The sequence below is a fragment of the Streptomyces sp. NPDC110618 genome (assembly GCF_055657065.1).
This window is the reverse complement of sequence record NZ_JBVKBN010000013.1, coordinates 42,484-61,079: the sequence shown is the minus strand read 5'-3', so window position 1 is coordinate 61,079 and position 18,596 is coordinate 42,484. Positions and strand designations below refer to the sequence as shown.

Genomic DNA, 18,596 nt, shown 5'->3' with positions numbered 1-18,596 from the left:
ACCGCAAGTGTGTTCTGTGGTGAAATGTCCGTTTCTGGGTGGATGTTCGGGTGCCGAAGGGTGAGTGGAGGGCGTAGTGTGCGAGGGCGTCAGTCAGCCACGACCTCGGGAGTGAGAGACGGCATGGACCGCGGGAGAGTCGGCAACGCACAGTCCGGCCGGCTTCTGGTGGAGGTGCGGGAAGAGGGCTCCAGCGCCGTGGTGAGCGCGGTGGGTGAGTTGGATCACCACACCGCCGATCTGTTGCGTGAGCCACTTGAGGAATGCCTCGCCAAGGGCTTCAGCAGACTGGTCGTCGACTGCGGGCGTCTGGACTTCTGCGACTCCACCGGACTCAATGTGCTGCTCGGCGCGCGCCTGAAGGCGGAGGCCGCCGGGGGTGGTGTGCACCTCGTCGCGATGCAGCCCGTGGTGGCGCGGGTCTTCGAGATCACCGGGGCCGAGGCGGTCTTCACCGTCCACGACAGCCTCGCGTCCGCCCTCGCCGACGAGGACGGCTGAGCGGGCCGACGGCGGTCCGGGCACCGGCCCGTGCCGCCGCACCCGGAACACCGCCCCCGTACGCACATGATTCGTGCCGAATACGGGGGTGTTCCACCGGACGGCCCGGGCAGGAGTCATCCTGGACATGTCGCTGTCACAGCGACGGGAACGTGACCGGACCTGTACGGACATCTTCCATCGTGAACTGGTGAATCGGTGAGGTGAAGCGCTGATGAGCACCACCCGGCCCTGCTCGCCGGGCGACCGCGGCCCCGAGCCCAGCGGCGCTTCCGGGACGCCCGACGCGGACCCGGCCGCGGCCCCGCCGTCGGAACCGGTGGCCCAGCCGGTGACCGGACCGCAGGTCCGCACCCTGAGCCTGGACGGGCAGAGCGGTGTCGTCCCGCTCGCCCGCGACTTCACCCGGCAGGCGCTGTACGCCTGGGGCTGGCTGCCCGCCGCCACCGCCGACCGGCGCGCGGCGGCCGAGGACGTCCTGCTCGTCGTCTCCGAGCTCGTCACCAACGCCTGTCTGCACGCCGAGGGCCCGGACCGGCTCCGGATCACCTGCGACAACAAGGTGATCCGGCTGGAGGTCTCCGACCGCGGCACCGGCCAGCCCGCGCCCCGCACCCCGCACCGCGCGGGCCGCCCCGGCGGGCACGGCATGTTCATCGTGCAGCGGCTCTGTCTGGACTGGGGTGTCGTACGGACCCCGGGCGTCGCCGGCAAGACGGTCTGGGCGGAGCTGGGTGCTCCGGCCTGAGCCGTCCCGGCGTGGCGGATCCGCGCGGAGTCCGGGCGGAGCCGGGCGCTCGGCCTGACGGATCCGCGCGGCCGCTCGGTCCGAGCCGCCCCCCGGCGTCGCGCATCCCCACAGTTCCGACACGCACTGTGTCTTCCTTCCTCCGGGCCCCGGGCGTACCTTGACGGCCGATCTGATGTGCCGTCAGGAACGAGAGGGAGCGGAACCGTGTCGTACCGGAAACGAACCGCCGCGCTCGCGTCCGTCGCGGCCCTGGCCGGGTCGGCGGTGCTGATGGCCGCCCCCGCCGCCCGCGCAGAGGTCGTGGACGTCAACTACCAGTGCAAGACCCCGATCGGCGACAAGAGCGCCGTCTCGCCCATCGACATCAAGGGTGTGCCGAGCGGCGACGGCTACAGGGTCACGATGTCCTGGCAGAAGGGCGTCTCCTCCAGCCCGGTCGAGCTGGGCAAGGGCGCGATGAACCCGAGCGCCACCATCGAACTCGGCGGCGCGGACAGCGGCACGCTGCAGGTGTCGGGCCCCGCCAACCAGGAGGCCATCCCGGCCAACACCCCCATCAAAATCAACGACTTGACGGGCACCTACACCCCCAAGAAGTCCGGCAAGGTCACCTTCACACCCGGTGTGCTCACCATCAAGGCGCTCGGTACGACGACCACCTGCACCCCCTCCAACAGCCCCGGTCCCGCCCTCACCCTCGACGTCAGGGCCGCGGGCGGCGGCACCCCCCAGTCCGGCTCCGGCACCGGCACCGGCGGCGAACTCCCGCAGACCGGCCCCGAGGACTCGGCGATCGCCCTCGCCACGCTCGGCGGCACCGTCCTGCTCACGGGCGCGGCGGGCACCCTGTGGCTGACCCGCCGGAACCGGACCGTACGGCACTGAGGGCGGCGCGCCCGGCGCGCTCGACCACCCCGGACCAGCGTTGGAGCCGCCCATGTCGCTGACCGCCCGTGTCCTCCTGCCCGCCCTGCTGCTCCTGCCGTGCGCCACGCCCGCCATGGCCGCCGACGGGGCCTGGTCCGTGGCGCCCGCGGGCGGCGGGCGGCCCTCCTTCTACGCCGAGGGCGCGCCCGGCACGTCCGTCGAGGACACGGTGTCGGTGACCAACCGGGGCGGGCAGCCGCTCACCGTCCGCCTGACCGCCACCGGCGCCCGGGTCGCCTTCGCCCGCTCCGAGGTCCGCGTCCCGGCCCGCACCCGCGCCGACATCCCCTTCACGGCGACCGTCCCGGACACCGACCGCTCGGCCCGCCTCGTCGCCCGCGCCCCGGACGGCGCCTCCCGCACGGTCGCCCTGCACCTGCGCGCCGAGGTCCCGAGGCTGTCCGCCCTGACGGTCGAGCACGTACGGGTCGACGGCGACGGCATCACGTACGAGATCGTCAACCGCGGCACCACCGCCCTCCAGCCCCGCCTGGCGGTCCGCGCCGACGGTCTCTTCGGCCCGGTCCTGGACCGCCCCGCACGCCCCCTGCCCGCCGGACTCGACCCGGGCGAACGCCTCGAACTCACCGAGCCCTGGCCCGACCGCCCGACCCTGGACGCCCTCGACATCCGCCTCACGGCGACCGCCGGGGGAGGAGCCCACGACACGGCACACACGTCGGCCCGGTTCGTCCCCTGGGAACCGATCGCGGGCGTGACGGCCACCGCGGCCCTGTTCGCCGTACGGCACCGCGGGCGCCGTACCCGCAGGGCCGCCGAACCACTCGATGAGGAGGCCGAGTTGACGGGAGCGTCGAAGTGAACGGCAAGGTGCGGATCCCGGCGCTGCTCGCCCTGCTGCTCCTGGTGCTGTCGGTGGCACCGGTCGCGTCGGCCGCCGACCGGCCCACCGTGAAGCTGTCCGCCTCGCAGGCGGGGACGGGAGGCTCGATCACCGTCAGCGGTGAGGGGTGGCGGGCGCGGGCGCTGCTGATGATCCTGGTCTGCGGGCAGTCGGTGCCCTCCTCCGGCGTCACCGGCGGCACCAACTCCTGTGCCAACGCCGACGGCAGGGCCGTGACGACGGACGCCGAGGGCCGGTTCAGCCGGAAGCTGCCGGTGGCCGAACCGCCCGTGCCCTGCCCCTGCGTGGTGCACGTGGCCACCGTCCAGGGCGCCAAGGCGGAGGCCGACGCCGCCTTCCAGGTCGCCGGGCACGCCGTGGAACCGCTGCCCGCGGACGCGGCCGGGGGACGCCTCGCCCTCCTCACCGACACCCGCCTGGACGGCTCCGGCGGGCTGCTGACCTGGTTCGGCGCCCCGCCCGCCCGCACCCTGGTCTTCACCGTCGGCAACGTGGGCACCTCGCCGGTGAAGAACCCGTTGTTCCAAGTCGGCACCTCCCACGGGGTGTTCGCCCCCGAATGGCAGGAACACCAGTGGCGCGGCACCATCCGGCCCGGCGGCAGGGCGCGCGTCGAACTGCCCGTGGAACTCTCCGCCGGGGCGCACGGCGACTACACCGTCTCGCTGAAGTACGGCGGCAAGGTGATGGCCGAACAGCCCTGGGGCGTGGGCCGCCCCTGGGGCGTGACCCTGTTCTGGATCCTGGTCTGCCTGGTCGTCCCCGCCGCGCTGTTCCGCGTCGGCATGGCGGTGGTGGACCGGATACGGCCCCGTCCGCGCGTCCGCCGCGGCGGGCCGCGGCTGCCCGAACTCGCCCTGCGCCTGCCGGGGTTGCGGCCCCGCGAGCGGGCCAGGCACGCGATGTCATCGACCCTGCCGTGGTTCACCCCCGACTCCGGTCCGGGCACGGCGGGCCGGCTCTCCGCACCGCACGACGAACGCCCGACGAGTCCGACGACTCCCACCAGGAAGGGACCCCCGTGAGCAAGCGAAGGAGAGCCGCCGCGGCCGTCGCGGCCGCACTGCTGCTGGGCCTGGCCGCGAGCCCGGCCCACGCGGCGGAGGTGTCGTACGCCACCGAGTGCGTCCCGCCCGCGATCTCGGGGCTGCCGCCGGTCAAGGGCACCACGAAGGTGGAGATCAACGCGCCCGCCACGGCCGAGGTCGGCGACGAGGTCGAGGTGGTGTGGAAGTTCGTCCAGGCCGCCTCCAAGAACCCCGACCTCATCGACCTGCCCGCGAACTCGGTCCAGCCCAGCGGCACGCTCAAGGCGTCCGGCGCGCAGAGCGCGGACATCACCCTGCGCGGGCCGCGGGAGAACCCGCCGATCCCCAGGGGCGGCGCGATGGTGCTGTCCGACATGAAGGGGACGCTGAAGCTGACGGCACCCGGCGAGGTGACGCTGACGCCGGACGCGTACGCCATCAACGCGCTGTCGACGGACACCAAGTGCACGCCGGAGGAGGCGGTGGGAGCGGCGGCGACGATCAAGGTGGGGGAGTCCCAGTCACCGACTCCCACCCCGACCCCGACACCGACACCCACGCCGACTCCCACCCCCTCGCCGTCGCAGCCGAGCCCTTCTCCCTCCGAGACCGGCGACGACCCCGGCCCGACCGACTTCACCGGCAAGGAGGTCCAGGTCCCCTACGCCTGCAAGACGCCCATCGGCGACAGGAACGCCGTCTCGCCGGTGCGGATCGACGCGAGGAAGAACGGCGGGAGCTTCGACCTCACGGTGCGGTTCGAGAAGTCGGTGATGGACAGCCCCGCCGAGATCCCCGCGGGCTCGGTCAAGCCGTCGATGGAGGTAGTCCTCGGCGGTGCCGACAAGGGCACGGTTCATGTCGAGGGCCCGGTGAACGCCGAGCCCATCAAGGCGGGCGACCCGATCGAGATCCCGGACCTCAAGGGCACCTACAAGCCGGGCGCCGGCGGTGAGTCCACCCTCGCGCCGGGCGTGCTGACCGTGGAGGCCCTGGGCACCACGACGACCTGCACACCGGAGCGCACGGAGGTCTCGCTGACCCTGGACACGACCGAGCAGGAGGGCGGCGCGTCGGGCGGCGGGTCCACCGGGTCGGGCGGCGGCAGCGGCAATGGCAGTGGCAGCGGCGGTACGACGCCGGACGGCGGCCTGGCGGAGACGGGTGCCGCGGGCGACGGCGCGCTCAAGGCGCTGGGGCTGGTCGCGGGCACGGTGGTGCTGCTGGGCACGGCGGTGCTCACGTTCCTGCCGGGCCGAAGGGCACGCTGAGACGTGACGGGGCCGAGGGCACGCCGAGACGTGACGGGCCGAGGCCCCGCTGGCACGCGACGGGGCCGCCGCGACCCGTAAGGATCACGGCGGCCCCGACAACGCGGTGGGGATACGTCAGTTGACGCTGCCCATGAGCTCCTTGACGCGCTTGCGGTACATCCAGACCGCGACACCCGCGGCCACGGCGAGCGTGGCCTCCAGGGCGACGACACCCGTCTTGTTCAGGTCCACGCCCGCGATGGAGAGCAGACCGGTGGTCGCGTCACCGGCGGTGACGGCGAGGAACCAGACACCCATCATCTGGGAGGCGTACTTGGCGGGCGCCATCTTCGTCGTGACCGACAGACCCACCGGGGACACCAGCAGCTCACCGACGGTCTGGACGAAGTAGATCGCCACCAGCCACATCGCGGCCGCCTTGTGACCGCCCTCGGCGATCGACAGCGGGGCGAGGAAGAGGAAGAAGGACGCGCCGACCAGGACCAGACCCGAGGCGAACTTCACGATCGTGCTCGGCTCCTTGCCGCGCCGGTTCAGCGCGAGCCAGACCCAGGCGAAGACCGGGGCCAGGGCCATGATCAGGACCGGGTTGACCGACTGGTACCAGGAGACCGGGAAGTCCCAGCCGAGGACGCTGTTCTCGGCGGAGGAGTCGGCGAAGATCGACAGGGTCGAGCCGCCCTGGTCGTAGATCATCCAGAAGACGGCGGCGGCGACGAAGAACCACAGGTACGCCGACATCGACTTCTGCTCGCGGCTGTCCAGCTCCTTGTCGCGCTTGATGCGGACCAGGACCAGCGTCGGGATGATCACGCCGAGCAGGGTCAGCGGGACCAGGATCCAGTTCAGGGTGTAGCTGCCGGAGAAGCCGACGATCGCGTAGAACACCACGGCGACACCGGCCCAGACGGCGGCCTTGCGCAGGGTGGAGGTCTTCTCCTCCGCGGACAGCGGCTTGGGGACGACGCTGGAGCGCGGGGAGAGGTTGCGGCTGCCGATCAGGAACTGGGCGAGGCCGAGCGCCATGCCGAGCGCGGCGAGCGCGAAGCCCAGGTGCCAGTTCACGTTCTCGCCGATGGTGCCGATGATCAGCGGGGCGGCGAAGGCACCGAGGTTGATGCCCATGTAGAACACGGTGAAGCCACCGTCGCGGCGCGGGTCGTCCGGGCCGTCGTAGAGGTGGCCGACCATCGTGGAGATGTTGGCCTTCAGCAGGCCCGAGCCTATGGCGACCAGGCCGAGGCCGGCGTAGAAGGTGCCCGAGGAGGGCAGGGCCAGGGTGAGGTGGCCGAGCATGATCACCGCACCGGCGACCGCGACGGTCCTGCGCGGGCCCCAGACCCGGTCGCCGAACCAGCCGCCGGGCATGGCGAGCAGGTACACCAGCGACAGGTACACGGAGTAGATCGCGGTGGCGGTGGCCGCGTCGAGGTGGAGACCACCCGGCGCCACGAGGTAGAGCGGGAGCAGAGCCCTCATGCCGTAGTAGGAGAAACGCTCCCACATCTCGGTCATGAAGAGAGTGGCCAGTCCGCGGGGGTGGCCGAAGAAGGTCCTCTCGGAACCGGGGGTGCCCCGGGTGACCGAGTCCTTCGTCAGGCTGGACGCCATGGTCGTTCCTTGCTGGTCGGGACGCGCGGGTGGAGCGTTGCGCGCCCGGTGGGGGCGGCCGGCACCGGCGGGGCCGGCCGCCCACCCCACGCCCAGGGGAGTTCCGCTCCGGATCGCGGAGCGAAGGACGCCGACCACCGGGATCCACGCCCCCGGTGAGGGGCCCGGCCACAGGTCATTCCTTTCGAGGCCGGTCGTACCGGCCCGCACACAAAAGAGACCTTCAGCGTCAGGTGTGTCGCCAAAGGTCCCCGTGGTGCTACAGGCGTTCAATCACCATACGGCAGGACAGTGCCGGAAATGGAAGGACTTGAGACCGTAATCACAGGTGTCGTTGCGCCTGCGCACACCCATTCGAAGGTCCTGGCCCGGTCTCACCCTAGAGGTATAGGTCTATACCAAGGTAAGGGGCGGGTAGGGGCGAGGTGAGAATCACTCCTGGCCATCACCCTCCGGCCGCTGTCACGGGCGGACTACCATCAGCTCATGACCCGTGTACTGCTCGCCGAGGACGACGCGTCCATCTCGGAGCCGCTGGCCCGTGCACTGCGCCGGGAGGGCTACGAGGTCGAGGTGCGTGAGGACGGACCCACCGCGCTGGACGCCGGAATGCAGGGCGGCGTCGACCTCGTGGTGCTGGACCTCGGGCTGCCCGGCATGGACGGCCTGGAAGTGGCGCGGCGGCTGCGGGCCGAGGGGCACAGCGTGCCGATCCTCATCCTCACCGCGCGCGCCGACGAGGTGGACACCGTCGTCGGGCTCGACGCGGGCGCCGACGACTACGTCACCAAGCCCTTCCGGCTCGCCGAGCTGCTCGCCCGGGTACGAGCCCTGCTGCGGCGCGGCGCCGCGGAACCGCAGCAGCCGCCGGCCACGCACGGGGTGCGGATCGACGTGGAGTCGCACCGGGCCTGGATGGGCGACGAGGAGCTGCAGCTCACCGCCAAGGAGTTCGACCTGCTGCGGGTGCTGGTGCGCGACGCGGGCCGCGTGGTCACCCGCGACCAGCTGATGCGCGAGGTCTGGGACACCACCTGGTGGTCGTCCACCAAGACCCTCGACATGCACATCTCCTGGCTGCGCAAGAAGCTCGGCGACGACGCGGCGAACCCGCGCTACATCGCCACCGTGCGAGGCGTGGGCTTCCGGTTCGAGAAAAGCTGAGAGCACGGGAACGACGAGCAGTGAGTGAGTAGTACGGGTCCATGCGCCGCCGACTGATCCAGTCCACGCTCGCCGTGGTCCTCGTCGTGATCGCCGTGTTCGGGGTCTCCCTGGTCATCGTGGAGACCCGCACCATCAGCAGCACCGCGCAGGAGCGGGTGGAGTCCGAGGCGGTGCGGCTCGCCTCCATCGTCGACAGCAGGCTGCTCGCGACCGGGGCGGTCACCGCCGACATGCTGCGCGACCAGGTGCCCGAGGACCGGTACGCGGTCATCCGGGTGCCCGGGGAGCGGCCCATCTCCATCGGGGAGAAGCCCGACGGCGACACCATCAGCGCCACCCGCGAGGGCCGGGAGGGCGAGACGGTCACCGTCATGGAACCCCGCTCCGCGGTGACCCGTGAGGTCGGGCGGACGCTGCTGATCATCGGGGCGGTGGCGCTGCTCGCGGTGATCGCGGCGGTCCTGCTGGCGCTGCGCCAGGCCAACCGGCTCGCCTCCCCGCTGACCGACCTCGCCGAGACCGCGGAACGCCTCGGCTCCGGGGACCCCAGGCCGCGCCACAAGCGGTACGGCGTCCAGGAGCTGGACCGGGTGGCGGATGTGCTGGACGCCAGCGCGGAGCGGATCGCGCGGATGCTGACGGCGGAACGGCGGCTGGCCGCGGACGCCTCCCACCAGCTGCGCACCCCGCTCACGGCGCTGTCGATGCGGCTGGAGGAGATCACCCTCACCGACGACCCGGACACCGTGAAGGAGGAGGCCACCATCGCGCTGACCCAGGTGGAACGCCTCACGGACGTGGTGGAACGTCTGCTGACCAACTCCCGCGACCCCCGCACCGGCTCCGCGGTCACCTTCGACCTCGACGAGGTCATCCAGCAGCAGCTCGCCGAGTGGCGTCCGGCGTACCGCAGCGCGGGCCGCGCCATCGTCAGCTCCGGCAAACGCCACCTCCAGGCCGTGGGCACGCCCGGCGCGGTGGCCCAGGTGCTGGCGGCCCTGATCGAGAACAGCCTCATGCACGGCGGCGGCACGGTCGCGCTGCGCACCCGGGTCACCGGCAACCAGGCGGTCATCGAGGTGACCGACGAGGGCCCCGGCGTCCCGGCCGACCTGGGCGCCCGCATCTTCGAGCGCGCGATCAGCGGCCGCAACTCCACGGGCATCGGCCTGGCGGTGGCCCGGGACCTCGCGGAGGCGGACGGCGGCCGCCTGGAGATGCTCCAGGCCGCACCCCCGGTCTTCGGCCTGTTCCTCTCCCGCACCCCTACCAAGCCGTCGGACCCGGCGACACCGACGGTTCGTTAGCGTCGGGTCGCCGCCGCCGGCTGGGCCTTCGGGGAGCGGGGCTGGTTCAGGAACGGTTCTTCCGCCGGTTCCGGGGCCGGGAGGGCGCGGAAGACCCAGGTGCGGTACGACCAGAAGCGGAACAGGGTCGCCACCGCGATGCCCAGGAACTTGAAGACGTTGCTCTGCAGCGGGGTGTCCCAGTGGAACCCGTACGTGGCGATGTACAGGACGCCGTTCTCGATGATCAGGCCCGCGCCGCTGAACAGCAGGAACAGGCCCATTTCCCGGGTGCGGCCGGACTTGTCGCGGTCACGGTAGGTGAAGTACCGGAACCCGACGTAGTTGAAGGCGATCGCCACCACCGTCGCGATGACGCTGGCGCGGACGACCTGGAGGTCGGTGAAATGGCGCACGAAATTGAAGACGCCGAGGTTGACCAGCAGTCCCGCCCCGCCCACGGCGCCGAACTTGGCGACCTCGTGCGCGTATCGCCGCAGCAGCCCGGAGGAACCACGTCCCATGGAGTGAAAGCCCCCGTCCGTCGGTTTGGTCAACCAAGCCATGCTAACCAGCGGGGTGCCCGATTGCCTGTGGACCAGCACACAGGGCCGTGCTGATGCGGACGAAAGGCCCTGTTAGCCGCCGCGAAACCGGGCGCTCCGGAACGGCCGATACCCTAGGGGCGTGACGTTCCCGGTAGTCGGCATGGTCGGCGGGGGCCAGCTCGCTCGTATGACACACGAGGCAGGCATCCCGCTGGGCATCAGGTTCAAGCTCCTCAGTGACACCCCTCAGGATTCCGCGGCGCAGGTCGTCAGCGATGTCGTCATCGGCGACTACCGCGACCTGGACACGCTGCGCGACTTCGCGCGCGGGTGCGATGTGATCACCTTCGATCACGAACACGTGCCCACCGAGCACCTCAGGGCCCTGGAGGCCGACGGCATCCCCGTCCGCCCCGGCCCCGAGGCGCTTCAGCACGCCCAGGACAAGGGGGTGATGCGGGCCAAGCTCGACGCCATCGGTGTGCCGTGCCCACGCCACCGCATCGTCACCGACCCCGCGGACGTGGCCCGCTTCGCGGCCGAGGGCGACGGCTTCCCCATCGTCCTCAAGACCGTCCGCGGCGGCTACGACGGCAAGGGCGTGTGGGTCGTGGACTCCGCGGAGGAGGCCGAGGCCCCCTTCAAGGCGGGCGTCCCCGTCCTCGCCGAGGAGAAGGTCGACTTCGTCCGCGAGCTGGCCGCCAACGTCGTGCGCTCCCCGCACGGCCAGGCCGTCGCCTATCCGGTCGTGGAGTCCCGCCAGGTCGACGGCGTCTGCGACACCGTGATCGCCCCGGCTCCCGACCTCGACGAGGCGCTCGCCCTCAAGGCCGAGGAGATGGCCCTGAGCATCGCCAAGGAGCTCGGCGTCGTCGGTCACCTCGCCGTGGAGCTCTTCCAGACCCGCGACGGCCGCGTCCTGGTCAACGAACTCGCGATGCGCCCGCACAACTCCGGCCACTGGACCCAGGACGGCGCGATCACCAGCCAGTTCGCCAACCACGTCCGGGCCGTCCTCGACCTCCCGCTCGGCGACCCGCGCCCCCGCGCCAAGTGGACCGTGATGGTCAACGTGCTCGGCGGCGACTACCCGGACATGTACTCCGCGTACCTGCACTGCATGGCCCGCGACCCCCGGCTGAAGATCCACATGTACGGCAAGGACGTGAAGCCCGGCCGCAAGGTCGGCCACGTCAACACCTACGGCGACGAGCTGGACGACGTGCTGGAGCGCGCCCGTCACGCAGCCGGATACCTGAGAGGCACGATCACCGAATGAGCCCGGTTGTAGGCATCGTCATGGGGTCGGACAGCGACTGGCCGGTCATGGAGGCCGCCGCCCAGGCGCTGGACGAGTTCGAGATCGACTACGAGGTCGACGTCGTCTCCGCGCACCGCATGCCGCGCGAGATGATCACCTACGGCGAGCAGGCCGCCGAGCGCGGACTGAAGGTGATCATCGCGGGCGCGGGCGGCGCCGCCCACCTGCCCGGCATGCTCGCCTCCGTCACCCCGCTCCCGGTCATCGGCGTGCCGGTGCCGCTGAAGTACCTCGACGGCATGGACAGCCTGCTCTCCATCGTGCAGATGCCGGCCGGTGTCCCGGTCGCCACCGTCTCGGTCGCCGGCGCCCGCAACGCCGGACTGCTCGCGGTGCGGATGCTCGCCGCGCACGACGAGGAACTCCTCGGCCGGATGCGGGAGTTCCAGCAGGAGCTCAACGACCAGGCCACCGAGAAGGGCAGAAGGCTGCGCACCAAGGTCGAGGGGTCCAACGGCTTCGGCTTCGGCAAATGACGGCCCCCCACTCCGCGTCGGCGGAGCAGGCCCGGGAGCTGCTGCGCGAGTTCCCCGTGGTCGACGGGCACAACGACCTGCCCTGGGCGCTGCGCGAACAGGTCCGCTACGACCTCGACGCGCGTGACATCGCCGCCGACCAGTCCGCCCACCTGCACACCGACCTGGCCCGCCTGCGCGCGGGCGGGGTCGGCGCCCAGTACTGGTCGGTGTACGTCCGCTCGGACCTGCCCGACCCGGTCCCCGCGACGCTGGAACAGATCGACTGCGTACGGCAGTTGATCGACCGCTACCCGGCCGACCTGCGCGCCGCGCTGACCGCCGCCGACGTCGAGGAGGCGCGCCGGGAGGGCCGTATCGCCTCGCTGATGGGCGCGGAGGGCGGGCATTCCATAGCCAACTCCCTCGGCACCCTGCGCGGCCTGTACGCGCTCGGCGTCCGGTACCTGACGCTCACCCACAACGACAACGTCGACTGGGCGGACTCCGCGACCGACGAGCCGAAGGCGGGCGGGCTCACCGCGTTCGGCCGCGAGGTCGTGAGGGAGATGAACCGGCTCGGCATGCTCGTCGACCTCTCCCATGTGGCGGCGACGACCATGCGGGACGCGCTGGACACCTCCACCGCGCCGGTGATCTTCTCGCACTCGTCCTCCCGCGCCGTCTGCGACCACCCGCGCAACATCCCCGACGACGTCCTGGAGCGGCTGCCCGCCAACGGCGGCATCGCGATGGTGACGTTCGTGCCGAAGTTCGTCCTCCAGGCCGCCGTCGACTGGACGGCCGCCGCCGACGACAACATGCGCGCCCACGGCTTCCACCACCTCGCCACCACCCCCGAGGCGATGAAGGTGCACCGCGCCTTCGAGGAGGCCCACCCGCGCCCCGTCGCCACGGTGTCCACGGTCGCCGACCACCTGGACCACATGCGCGAGGTGGCCGGCATCGACCACCTCGGCATCGGCGGCGACTACGACGGCACCGCGTTCACCCCGGAGGGCCTGAACGACGTCTCCGGCTACCCGCGCCTGACCGCCGAACTGCTCGACCGCGGCTGGTCCCGCGCCGACCTCGCCAAGCTGACCTGGCAGAACGCCGTACGGGTGCTGGGCGCGGCGGAGGACGTGGCCCGGCACCTTCAGTCGGTGCGCGGCCCGTCGAACGCGACGATCGAGTCGCTGGACGGCCCGTCCGGCGCCTGATCCGGCAGGGCGGGGTAGTCGGTGTATCCGGCCGCCCCGCCCGTGTACATGAAGTACCGCTCCCGCACCGGGTTGAGCGGCGCGCCCCGGCGCAGCCGCTCCACCAGGTCCGGGTTGGCGAGGAACGGCCGCCCCAGGGCGACCAGATCCGCCCCGCCCGCCAGCATCCGCTCGGCCTTCTCCCGTACCGCGCCCGCGGTCAGCGCGGTGAGCACCGGGTTGCCGATCAGCGCGCCGGGCCACGCGGCGCGCAGCTCCTTGAAGAGACGGGTGTCCGGGTCGGCGTACCCGATGTGCAGATACGCCAGGCCCAGCCCCCGTACCCGCTCCAGCAGCGCCGGGTACAGCTCCTCGGTCTCTCCCTCGTCGATGCCGTTGACCGTGTTGCCGGGGGAGATCCGCAGTCCGGTCCGCCCGGCGCCGATCTCCGCGGCCACCGCCTCGGTGACCTCGGCGGCGAACCGGACGCGGTTCTCGACGGTGCCGCCGTAGCGGTCGGTGCGCAGGTTGGTGTTGCGGGACAGGAACTGGTGCAGCAGATGGCCGTTGGCGGAGTGCACCTCGACGCCCTCGAAACCGGCGTCGATGGCGTTGCGGGCGGCGGAGGCGAAGTCGGCGACGGTGCCCGCTATGTGAGCGACCGTCAACTGCCTCGGGACGACGGATGGTTGGTGTCCGCCCGGGGTGAAGATCGTCTCGGGCAGGGCCACCGGGGAGGGTGCGACCGGGGCGAGCCCGCTGGTCGCCGGATGCCCGACCCGGCCGCCGTGCTGGAGCTGCAGGAACATCCGCCCGCCCGCCGCGCGCACGGCGTCCGTCACCCGCCGCCAGCCGTCCACGTGCCGGGGCGTGTGGATCGCGGTGATGTTCGGGTACGTCTGCCCGACCGCGTTCGGCGTCGACGCCTCGGCGATGATCAGCCCGGCCGAGGCGCGCTGTGCGTAGTACTCGGCCATCAGCTCGGTGGGCGTGCCGTCGGACTCCGCCCGGTTCCGGGTGAGCGGGGCCATGACCAGGTGGTGGGGGAGGTCCAGGTGGCCGAGAACGGCCGGTGCGAAGAGGTCTGTCCGCGTCATGGCCGTACCGTAGAAGCTGACATCAATGTCAGATTCAAGCCCGACGACGGTCCACGACGGAAGCGGAGGCGGACGTGCGGATCGGTGAACTGGCCCGGCGCACCGGCGTGAGCGTGCGCTCCCTGCGCTACTACGAGGCCCAGGGGCTGCTGCGCAGCGACCGCACCCCCGGCGGGCACCGCGAGTACCCGGAAGCCGCAGTGGACCGGGTGATCCGCATCCAGGAGCTGTACGCGGCCGGGCTGCACAGCGACCGTATCCGGCAGCTCCTGCCCTGTATGCGTGACGAGGACGGCGGGCCCTCCGCGACCGCCACGCCCCGGCTGGTCGCCGACCTCACCGTGGAGCGGGACCGCATCGACCGGCAGATCGCCGATCTGATCCGCTCGCGGGACACCCTGGACGAGGTGATCCGGACCGCCCGGGACGGGTGACGTACCCCCGAACGCCGCGCCCACCAGGAAGAACCCCGGCGCTCCGTGCGACGGTGACCGTACTCACGACGTACGGAGACCGCCATGGCCGACCTCCACGACGAACTGGACGAACTGCCGCTCGCCGAGCCCTTCGAGGCCGTACTGGTGGAGGGCGCCGACCTGCCCGCGGCCGGACCGCCCGTGCCCGCGCCGGTGGAGAGCGGCCCGCTGGAGCGCGCGCACGCCCTGCTCGCCGCGCACCCCGTCGCCGACGGCTACAGCGGACTGCCCTGGGCGCTGCGCCATCTGCCCTGGTACGACCTGGAACTGGGCGAGAGCGCCGTCGACACCGATGTGCCGAGGCTGCGGCGGGGCCATGTCGGGGCCCTGTTCTGCTCGCTGCATCTGCCCGAGGGGCTGGCCGCCGACCGGGCCGTCGCCGCCACCCTCGAACAGCTCGACCTGGTCCGCGCGGTGATCGCCGCCCACCCCGAGGGGCTGCGGCTCGCGCGCACCGCCGGCCAGGTCCTCGACGCCCGCAACTGCGGACGCACGGCCGTGGTGCTGGGCCCCGCCACGGCCGCCGCGCTGGACGACTCGCTCGGCATCCTGCGCGTCCTGCACGGCCTGGGCCTGCGCATCCTCACGCTGGCCGGGACCTCCTGGGCGAGCGAGGCGGGGCTGACCCGGTTCGGGGAGGAGGTGGTCCGCGAGATGAACCGGCTCGGTGTGCTCGTCGACCTCTCCGGCGCCTCCGACCAGACCGTCGCCCGCGCGCTGGCCGCCTCCAAGGCACCGGTGCTGTGCACCCGCTCCGCCGCCCGCGCGCTGCGCCCCCACCCCGCCAACCTGCCCGACGACCTGCTCGCCGGGCTGGGCGCGGCCGGCGGCCTGTGCATGGTGCCGCTGACCGCCGAGCAGACCGGGCCGACGGTCCGTGACGTCGCCGACCACCTCGACCACGTCCGCGCCGTCGCCGGCCCCGCCGCTGTGGGCCTGTCCGGCACCTACGACTGCGGCGCCGCCCACCCCCAGGACCTCCCCGACGCCTCCGGCTACCCCCGCCTCATCGCCGAACTCCTCCACCGGGGCTGGTCCGAATCCGACCTCGCCCTCCTCACCTGGGGCAACGCCCAACGGGTCCTGCGCACGGCGGACTTCACGGCGAAGGCGACCCAGCAACGCAGGGAGCCGTCGACGGCACGGATCGCGGAACTGGACGCTTAGGGCGGCTCCGCGCGCCCCCCGCCCTAGGGTGCGTCCACGGGGATCCGGCACAGGCAGAACGGGTGGCCCGCCGGGTCCGCGTAGACCCGGAAGTCCCTCCGGGCCCTGTTCCCGGCGCAGCGGGCGGGCGCCCAGTGCCAGGACCCTGCGTTCGGCGGCGTCCACCTCCGCCCAGGTGGGCCCGGCGTCGAGGTCGAGGTGGAACTGCTGGGCGTCGCCGCCCTCGCGGGGCCAGGCCGGGGGCCGGAAGCCGGGCTCGCGGTTGAAGGCGAGCCGGGGGACGCCCGGCGCCCGCAGGACCACCCAGTCCTCCGCCTGCACCTGAGGCGTGCCGCCCAGGACGGCCGCGTAGAACTCGGCGAGGGCGAGCGGATCGGGGCAGTCGATCACGACGGAACGGAAACGGGCGACAGCCACGGCGGCCCCGTCCGGCTCAGCCCGCGCAGAGGCAGAACGGGTGGCCCGCCGGGTCCGCGTACACCCGGAACGTGCGGGTGCGGTCCTCCGTGTCCAGCGGCTTGGCGCCCAGGTCCAGGACACCCTTCTCGGCCGTGTCCAGGTCGTCCACCTGGAGGTCGAGGTGGAACTGCTGGGAGTGCTCGGCCGAGGGCCACTTCGGCGGTACGAACCTGGGCGCCTCCTGGAAGGCGAGCTGCTTGCCGTCGGCCAGCTTGAGCTCCACCCACTCCCCCTGGTCGTTGATCGTGCCGCCGAGGACACCTGCGTAGAACTCGGCGAGGGCGTGCGGGTCGGGACAGTCCAGGACGACGACGTCCAGGGTGGCGAGAGCCATGACTTCCTCCGCGTACTCGGGATGGCGCGTTACCGGCAGATGCGGGCATCCGGTAACGCCGTTACTGCATGCTCCCGCATTGGAGGTAACGTCGCAACCATGAATGCGCGCTCGCCCGCCCCCGGAGGGCTGGAACTCGTCGAGTCCCTGGTCAACACGCTGGACCTGGAATCGGGCGCCGACGCGCTGGACACGCCCGAGGGCCGGGCGGGCCTGGGTCTGCGCGAGGACGAGGTGCCGGCCGCGAAGGAGCTGCGCGAGTCCCTGCGCGCCGCGCTCCTGGCCCACGCCGGGCACCCCCCGCACCGCGCGGTGACCCCGCTGACCGACCTGCTCGCCGCGGCCCCGCTGCGGCTGGCCGTCGACCCCGCCGACGGCTCGGCGGCCCTCACCGCCGCCGACCCCCGCCCGCTGACCTCCCGGATCGCCGCGGCGGTCGCCGAGTCACTGGTCGCGGGCACCTGGACCCGGCTCAAAGCGTGCGAGGCGGCCGACTGCCACTGGGCGTACTACGACCGCAGCCCCGCCGGACGGGGCCGCTGGTGCTCCATGCAGGTGTGCGGGGCGCGGGCGAAGATGCGCCGGTACCGCGCCAAATAACGGGACGAACGGGGCGCTTGGGGACTCCAGGGCCACCACACAGCGATGTACGGCAGAATGCGGTAAGACGCCGTTTCGGCCGACTGAGCCTCGGCCGAAGCGGCGTCGCCTTTCACGCCGGTGCCGCTACGCCGTGGGACGCCCCATCGCCCGGTACGTCCAGCCCGCCGCCCGCCACACGGCCGGGTCCAGGGCGTTGCGGCCGTCCAGGATCAGCCGGGTCGCCGCGACCTCGCCCAGCCCGGCCGGGTCCAGCTCCCGGAACTCGCGCCACTCCGTCAGGTGCAGGACGACATCCGCGCCGCGCACCGCCTCCACCGCGGAGTCGGCGTAGCCGAGCGTCGGGAAGATGCGGCGGGCGTTGTCCATGCCCTTGGGGTCGTAGACCGTGACCTGGCCGCCCTGGAGGTGGATCTGGCCCGCCACGTTCAGCGCGGGCGAGTCACGGACGTCGTCCGAGTCCGGCTTGAAGGTGGCGCCCAGCACCGCGACCCGCTTGCCGAGGAACGGCCCGCCGCCCAGCGCCTGCCGGGTCAGCTCCACCATCTGGCCGCGCTGGCGCATGTTGATCGAGTCGATCTCGCGCAGGAAGGTCAGCGCCTGGTCCGCGCCCAGCTCACCGGCGCGGGCCATGAACGCCCGGATGTCCTTGGGCAGACAGCCGCCGCCGAAGCCGATCCCGGCCCGCAGGAACTTCGCGCCGATCCGGTCGTCGTAGCCGATGGCCTCGGCGAGCTTGGCGACATCGCCGCCCGCGGCCTCGCAGACCTCGGCCATCGCGTTGATGAAGGAGATCTTCGTGGCGAGGAAGGAGTTCGCCGAGGTCTTCACCAGCTCCGCGGTCGGGAAGTCGGTGACCACGAAGGGCGAGCCCTCCGCGATCGGCGTCGCGTACACCTCGCGCAGCAGCTTCTCGGCCCGCTCACTGCGTACGCCGACCACGATCCGGTCGGGGTGCAGGGTGTCGTTCACGGCGAAGCCCTCGCGCAGGAACTCGGGGTTCCAGGCCAGCTCCGCGTCCGCCCCGGCCGGCGCGTGCTCAGCCAGGTACGCGGCGAGCCGGTCCGCGGAGCCGACCGGCACCGTCGACTTGCCGACCACCAGCGCGGCCTGCTCCAGATGCGGGGCGAGCGAGGCGAAGGCGGAGTCGACGTAGCTCATGTCGCAGGCGTACTCGCCGTGCCGCTGCGGAGTGTTCACGCACACGAAGTGCACATCGCCGAAGGCGCCGATCTCGGCCCAGTCCATGGTGAACCGCAGCCGCCCGCTGGAGCCCTCGAACCCGGCCACGTGCTTGCGCAGCAGCTCGTCGAGGCCCGGCTCGTACATCGGGACCTCACCGCGCCGCAGCATCTCGATCTTCTCGGGCACCACGTCGAGCGCCAGGACCTCGAAACCGAGCTCGGCCATGGCCGCGGCGTGCGTGGCGCCGAGATAGCCGGTGCCGATCACGGTGATCTTGAGGGCCATGGGGGACTCCCTTGAGTGGTACAGCAAGTGGTACGGCAAGCGGTACAGCGGTGGTGC

19 protein-coding genes and 1 pseudogene are annotated in these 18,596 nt (G+C 72.2%); 14 read left to right on the top strand and 6 right to left on the bottom strand.

Annotation, left to right across the window (positions count from 1 at the left end):
- The first annotated feature begins 123 nt into the window (after nt 1-123).
- The 6 genes from ACZ7L7_RS22445 (at nt 124) to ACZ7L7_RS22420 (ending at nt 5,343) form a co-directional block, all read left to right on the top strand.
- Nucleotides 124-501, top strand: a complete 378-nt coding sequence (locus ACZ7L7_RS22445) for an STAS domain-containing protein (protein WP_285516657.1) — start codon at nt 124-126, stop codon at nt 499-501.
- 214 nt (nt 502-715) lie between these two features.
- A complete protein-coding gene (locus ACZ7L7_RS22440; RefSeq protein WP_285516658.1) occupies nt 716-1,249 on the top strand; it encodes an ATP-binding protein in 534 nt (177 codons plus the stop codon).
- Between the two features lie 207 nt (nt 1,250-1,456).
- Nucleotides 1,457-2,137 carry an LPXTG cell wall anchor domain-containing protein gene (locus ACZ7L7_RS22435; RefSeq protein ID WP_472076911.1) on the top strand — a complete coding sequence of 227 codons (681 nt, stop codon included), beginning with the start codon at nt 1,457-1,459 and terminating at the stop codon, nt 2,135-2,137.
- Between the two features lie 52 nt (nt 2,138-2,189).
- Nucleotides 2,190-3,002, top strand: coding sequence for a hypothetical protein (locus ACZ7L7_RS22430; RefSeq protein WP_472076909.1), 813 nt, complete (start codon nt 2,190-2,192; stop codon nt 3,000-3,002).
- Nucleotides 2,999-4,069, top strand: a complete 1,071-nt coding sequence (locus ACZ7L7_RS22425; RefSeq protein WP_285516661.1) for a hypothetical protein — start codon at nt 2,999-3,001, stop codon at nt 4,067-4,069. Before ACZ7L7_RS22430 ends, ACZ7L7_RS22425 begins: the two co-directional genes overlap by 4 nt.
- Nucleotides 4,066-5,343 carry a hypothetical protein gene (locus ACZ7L7_RS22420; RefSeq protein ID WP_471592399.1) on the top strand — a complete coding sequence of 426 codons (1,278 nt, stop codon included), beginning with the start codon at nt 4,066-4,068 and terminating at the stop codon, nt 5,341-5,343. The genes ACZ7L7_RS22425 and ACZ7L7_RS22420 overlap by 4 nt, the downstream gene beginning before the upstream one ends.
- Before the next feature lie 117 nt (nt 5,344-5,460).
- Here ACZ7L7_RS22420 and ACZ7L7_RS22415 read toward each other — a convergent pair whose 3' ends face one another.
- A complete protein-coding gene (locus ACZ7L7_RS22415; RefSeq protein WP_285516663.1) occupies nt 5,461-6,957 on the bottom strand; it encodes an oligopeptide:H+ symporter in 1,497 nt (498 codons plus the stop codon).
- A 486-nt stretch (nt 6,958-7,443) separates the two neighbouring features.
- On the opposite strand from ACZ7L7_RS22415, the gene ACZ7L7_RS22410 reads away from it, so the two are divergent.
- Nucleotides 7,444-8,121: a response regulator transcription factor gene (locus ACZ7L7_RS22410; RefSeq protein WP_093720955.1), complete on the top strand. Its 678-nt coding sequence runs from the start codon at nt 7,444-7,446 to the stop codon at nt 8,119-8,121.
- 41 nt (nt 8,122-8,162) lie between these two features.
- On the top strand, nt 8,163-9,431 hold the full coding sequence (locus tag ACZ7L7_RS22405; RefSeq protein ID WP_285516664.1) for an ATP-binding protein: 1,269 nt from the start codon (nt 8,163-8,165) through the stop codon (nt 9,429-9,431).
- Here ACZ7L7_RS22405 and ACZ7L7_RS22400 read toward each other — a convergent pair.
- Nucleotides 9,428-9,934, bottom strand: coding sequence for a GtrA family protein (locus ACZ7L7_RS22400; RefSeq protein ID WP_285516665.1), 507 nt, complete (start codon nt 9,932-9,934; stop codon nt 9,428-9,430). The two genes, ACZ7L7_RS22405 and ACZ7L7_RS22400, sit on opposite strands and share 4 nt — an antisense overlap.
- A gap of 163 nt (nt 9,935-10,097) precedes the next feature.
- Between ACZ7L7_RS22400 and ACZ7L7_RS22395 the strand changes: the two genes are divergently transcribed.
- The 3 genes from ACZ7L7_RS22395 to ACZ7L7_RS22385 are packed head-to-tail and all read left to right on the top strand — an operon-like array spanning nt 10,098 to nt 12,957.
- Nucleotides 10,098-11,237 (top strand): 5-(carboxyamino)imidazole ribonucleotide synthase, encoded by a 1,140-nt coding sequence (locus ACZ7L7_RS22395; RefSeq protein ID WP_472076906.1) that lies wholly within the window; start codon nt 10,098-10,100, stop codon nt 11,235-11,237.
- 20 nt (nt 11,238-11,257) lie between these two features.
- Nucleotides 11,258-11,755, top strand: a complete 498-nt coding sequence (purE, locus tag ACZ7L7_RS22390; protein WP_352230240.1) for a 5-(carboxyamino)imidazole ribonucleotide mutase — start codon at nt 11,258-11,260, stop codon at nt 11,753-11,755.
- Nucleotides 11,752-12,957 (top strand): dipeptidase, encoded by a 1,206-nt coding sequence (locus ACZ7L7_RS22385; RefSeq protein WP_471592400.1) that lies wholly within the window; start codon nt 11,752-11,754, stop codon nt 12,955-12,957. Before purE ends, ACZ7L7_RS22385 begins: the two co-directional genes overlap by 4 nt.
- Here ACZ7L7_RS22385 and ACZ7L7_RS22380 read toward each other — a convergent pair.
- Nucleotides 12,894-14,033 (bottom strand): alkene reductase, encoded by a 1,140-nt coding sequence (locus tag ACZ7L7_RS22380; RefSeq protein WP_472076904.1) that lies wholly within the window; start codon nt 14,031-14,033, stop codon nt 12,894-12,896. The two genes, ACZ7L7_RS22385 and ACZ7L7_RS22380, sit on opposite strands and share 64 nt — an antisense overlap.
- A gap of 74 nt (nt 14,034-14,107) precedes the next feature.
- Between ACZ7L7_RS22380 and ACZ7L7_RS22375 the strand changes: the two genes are divergently transcribed.
- On the top strand, nt 14,108-14,467 hold the full coding sequence (locus ACZ7L7_RS22375; RefSeq protein ID WP_285516670.1) for a MerR family transcriptional regulator: 360 nt from the start codon (nt 14,108-14,110) through the stop codon (nt 14,465-14,467).
- A gap of 84 nt (nt 14,468-14,551) precedes the next feature.
- Nucleotides 14,552-15,676, top strand: a complete 1,125-nt coding sequence (locus tag ACZ7L7_RS22370) for a dipeptidase (protein WP_453603431.1) — start codon at nt 14,552-14,554, stop codon at nt 15,674-15,676.
- Nucleotides 15,677-15,699: 23 nt separating this feature from the next.
- Here the strand turns inward: ACZ7L7_RS22370 and ACZ7L7_RS22365 are convergent.
- Nucleotides 15,700-16,093 (bottom strand): annotated as a pseudogene (locus tag ACZ7L7_RS22365) (VOC family protein).
- A 16-nt stretch (nt 16,094-16,109) separates the two neighbouring features.
- Nucleotides 16,110-16,469, bottom strand: coding sequence for a VOC family protein (locus tag ACZ7L7_RS22360; protein ID WP_453603429.1), 360 nt, complete (start codon nt 16,467-16,469; stop codon nt 16,110-16,112).
- Between the two features lie 99 nt (nt 16,470-16,568).
- Between ACZ7L7_RS22360 and ACZ7L7_RS22355 the strand changes: the two genes are divergently transcribed.
- A complete protein-coding gene (locus tag ACZ7L7_RS22355; RefSeq protein WP_453603427.1) occupies nt 16,569-17,069 on the top strand; it encodes a CGNR zinc finger domain-containing protein in 501 nt (166 codons plus the stop codon).
- A gap of 126 nt (nt 17,070-17,195) precedes the next feature.
- Here ACZ7L7_RS22355 and ACZ7L7_RS22350 read toward each other — a convergent pair whose 3' ends face one another.
- Complete coding sequence (locus tag ACZ7L7_RS22350) at nt 17,196-18,539, bottom strand: UDP-glucose dehydrogenase family protein (protein WP_453603425.1); 1,344 nt, start codon at nt 18,537-18,539, stop codon at nt 17,196-17,198.
- Between the last annotated feature and the right edge of the window lie 57 nt (nt 18,540-18,596).

What these genes read in the sequence shown, in the direction of transcription:
- ACZ7L7_RS22440 (WP_285516658.1), top strand. Translation starts at nt 716, where the DNA reads ATGAGCACCACCCGGCCCTGCTCGCCGGGCGACCGCGGCCCCGAGCCC.
- ACZ7L7_RS22370 (WP_453603431.1), top strand. Translation starts at nt 14,552, where the DNA reads ATGGCCGACCTCCACGACGAACTGGACGAACTGCCGCTCGCCGAGCCC.
- ACZ7L7_RS22430 (WP_472076909.1), top strand. Translation starts at nt 2,190, where the DNA reads ATGTCGCTGACCGCCCGTGTCCTCCTGCCCGCCCTGCTGCTCCTGCCG.
- purE (WP_352230240.1), top strand. Translation starts at nt 11,258, where the DNA reads ATGGGGTCGGACAGCGACTGGCCGGTCATGGAGGCCGCCGCCCAGGCG.
- ACZ7L7_RS22350 (WP_453603425.1), bottom strand. Translation starts at nt 18,539, where the DNA reads ATGGCCCTCAAGATCACCGTGATCGGCACCGGCTATCTCGGCGCCACG.
- ACZ7L7_RS22385 (WP_471592400.1), top strand. Translation starts at nt 11,752, where the DNA reads ATGACGGCCCCCCACTCCGCGTCGGCGGAGCAGGCCCGGGAGCTGCTG.
- ACZ7L7_RS22415 (WP_285516663.1), bottom strand. Translation starts at nt 6,957, where the DNA reads ATGGCGTCCAGCCTGACGAAGGACTCGGTCACCCGGGGCACCCCCGGT.
- ACZ7L7_RS22410 (WP_093720955.1), top strand. Translation starts at nt 7,444, where the DNA reads ATGACCCGTGTACTGCTCGCCGAGGACGACGCGTCCATCTCGGAGCCG.
- ACZ7L7_RS22380 (WP_472076904.1), bottom strand. Translation starts at nt 14,033, where the DNA reads ATGACGCGGACAGACCTCTTCGCACCGGCCGTTCTCGGCCACCTGGAC.
- ACZ7L7_RS22400 (WP_285516665.1), bottom strand. Translation starts at nt 9,934, where the DNA reads ATGGGACGTGGTTCCTCCGGGCTGCTGCGGCGATACGCGCACGAGGTC.
- ACZ7L7_RS22355 (WP_453603427.1), top strand. Translation starts at nt 16,569, where the DNA reads ATGAATGCGCGCTCGCCCGCCCCCGGAGGGCTGGAACTCGTCGAGTCC.
- ACZ7L7_RS22405 (WP_285516664.1), top strand. Translation starts at nt 8,163, where the DNA reads ATGCGCCGCCGACTGATCCAGTCCACGCTCGCCGTGGTCCTCGTCGTG.
- ACZ7L7_RS22360 (WP_453603429.1), bottom strand. Translation starts at nt 16,469, where the DNA reads ATGGCTCTCGCCACCCTGGACGTCGTCGTCCTGGACTGTCCCGACCCG.
- ACZ7L7_RS22445 (WP_285516657.1), top strand. Translation starts at nt 124, where the DNA reads ATGGACCGCGGGAGAGTCGGCAACGCACAGTCCGGCCGGCTTCTGGTG.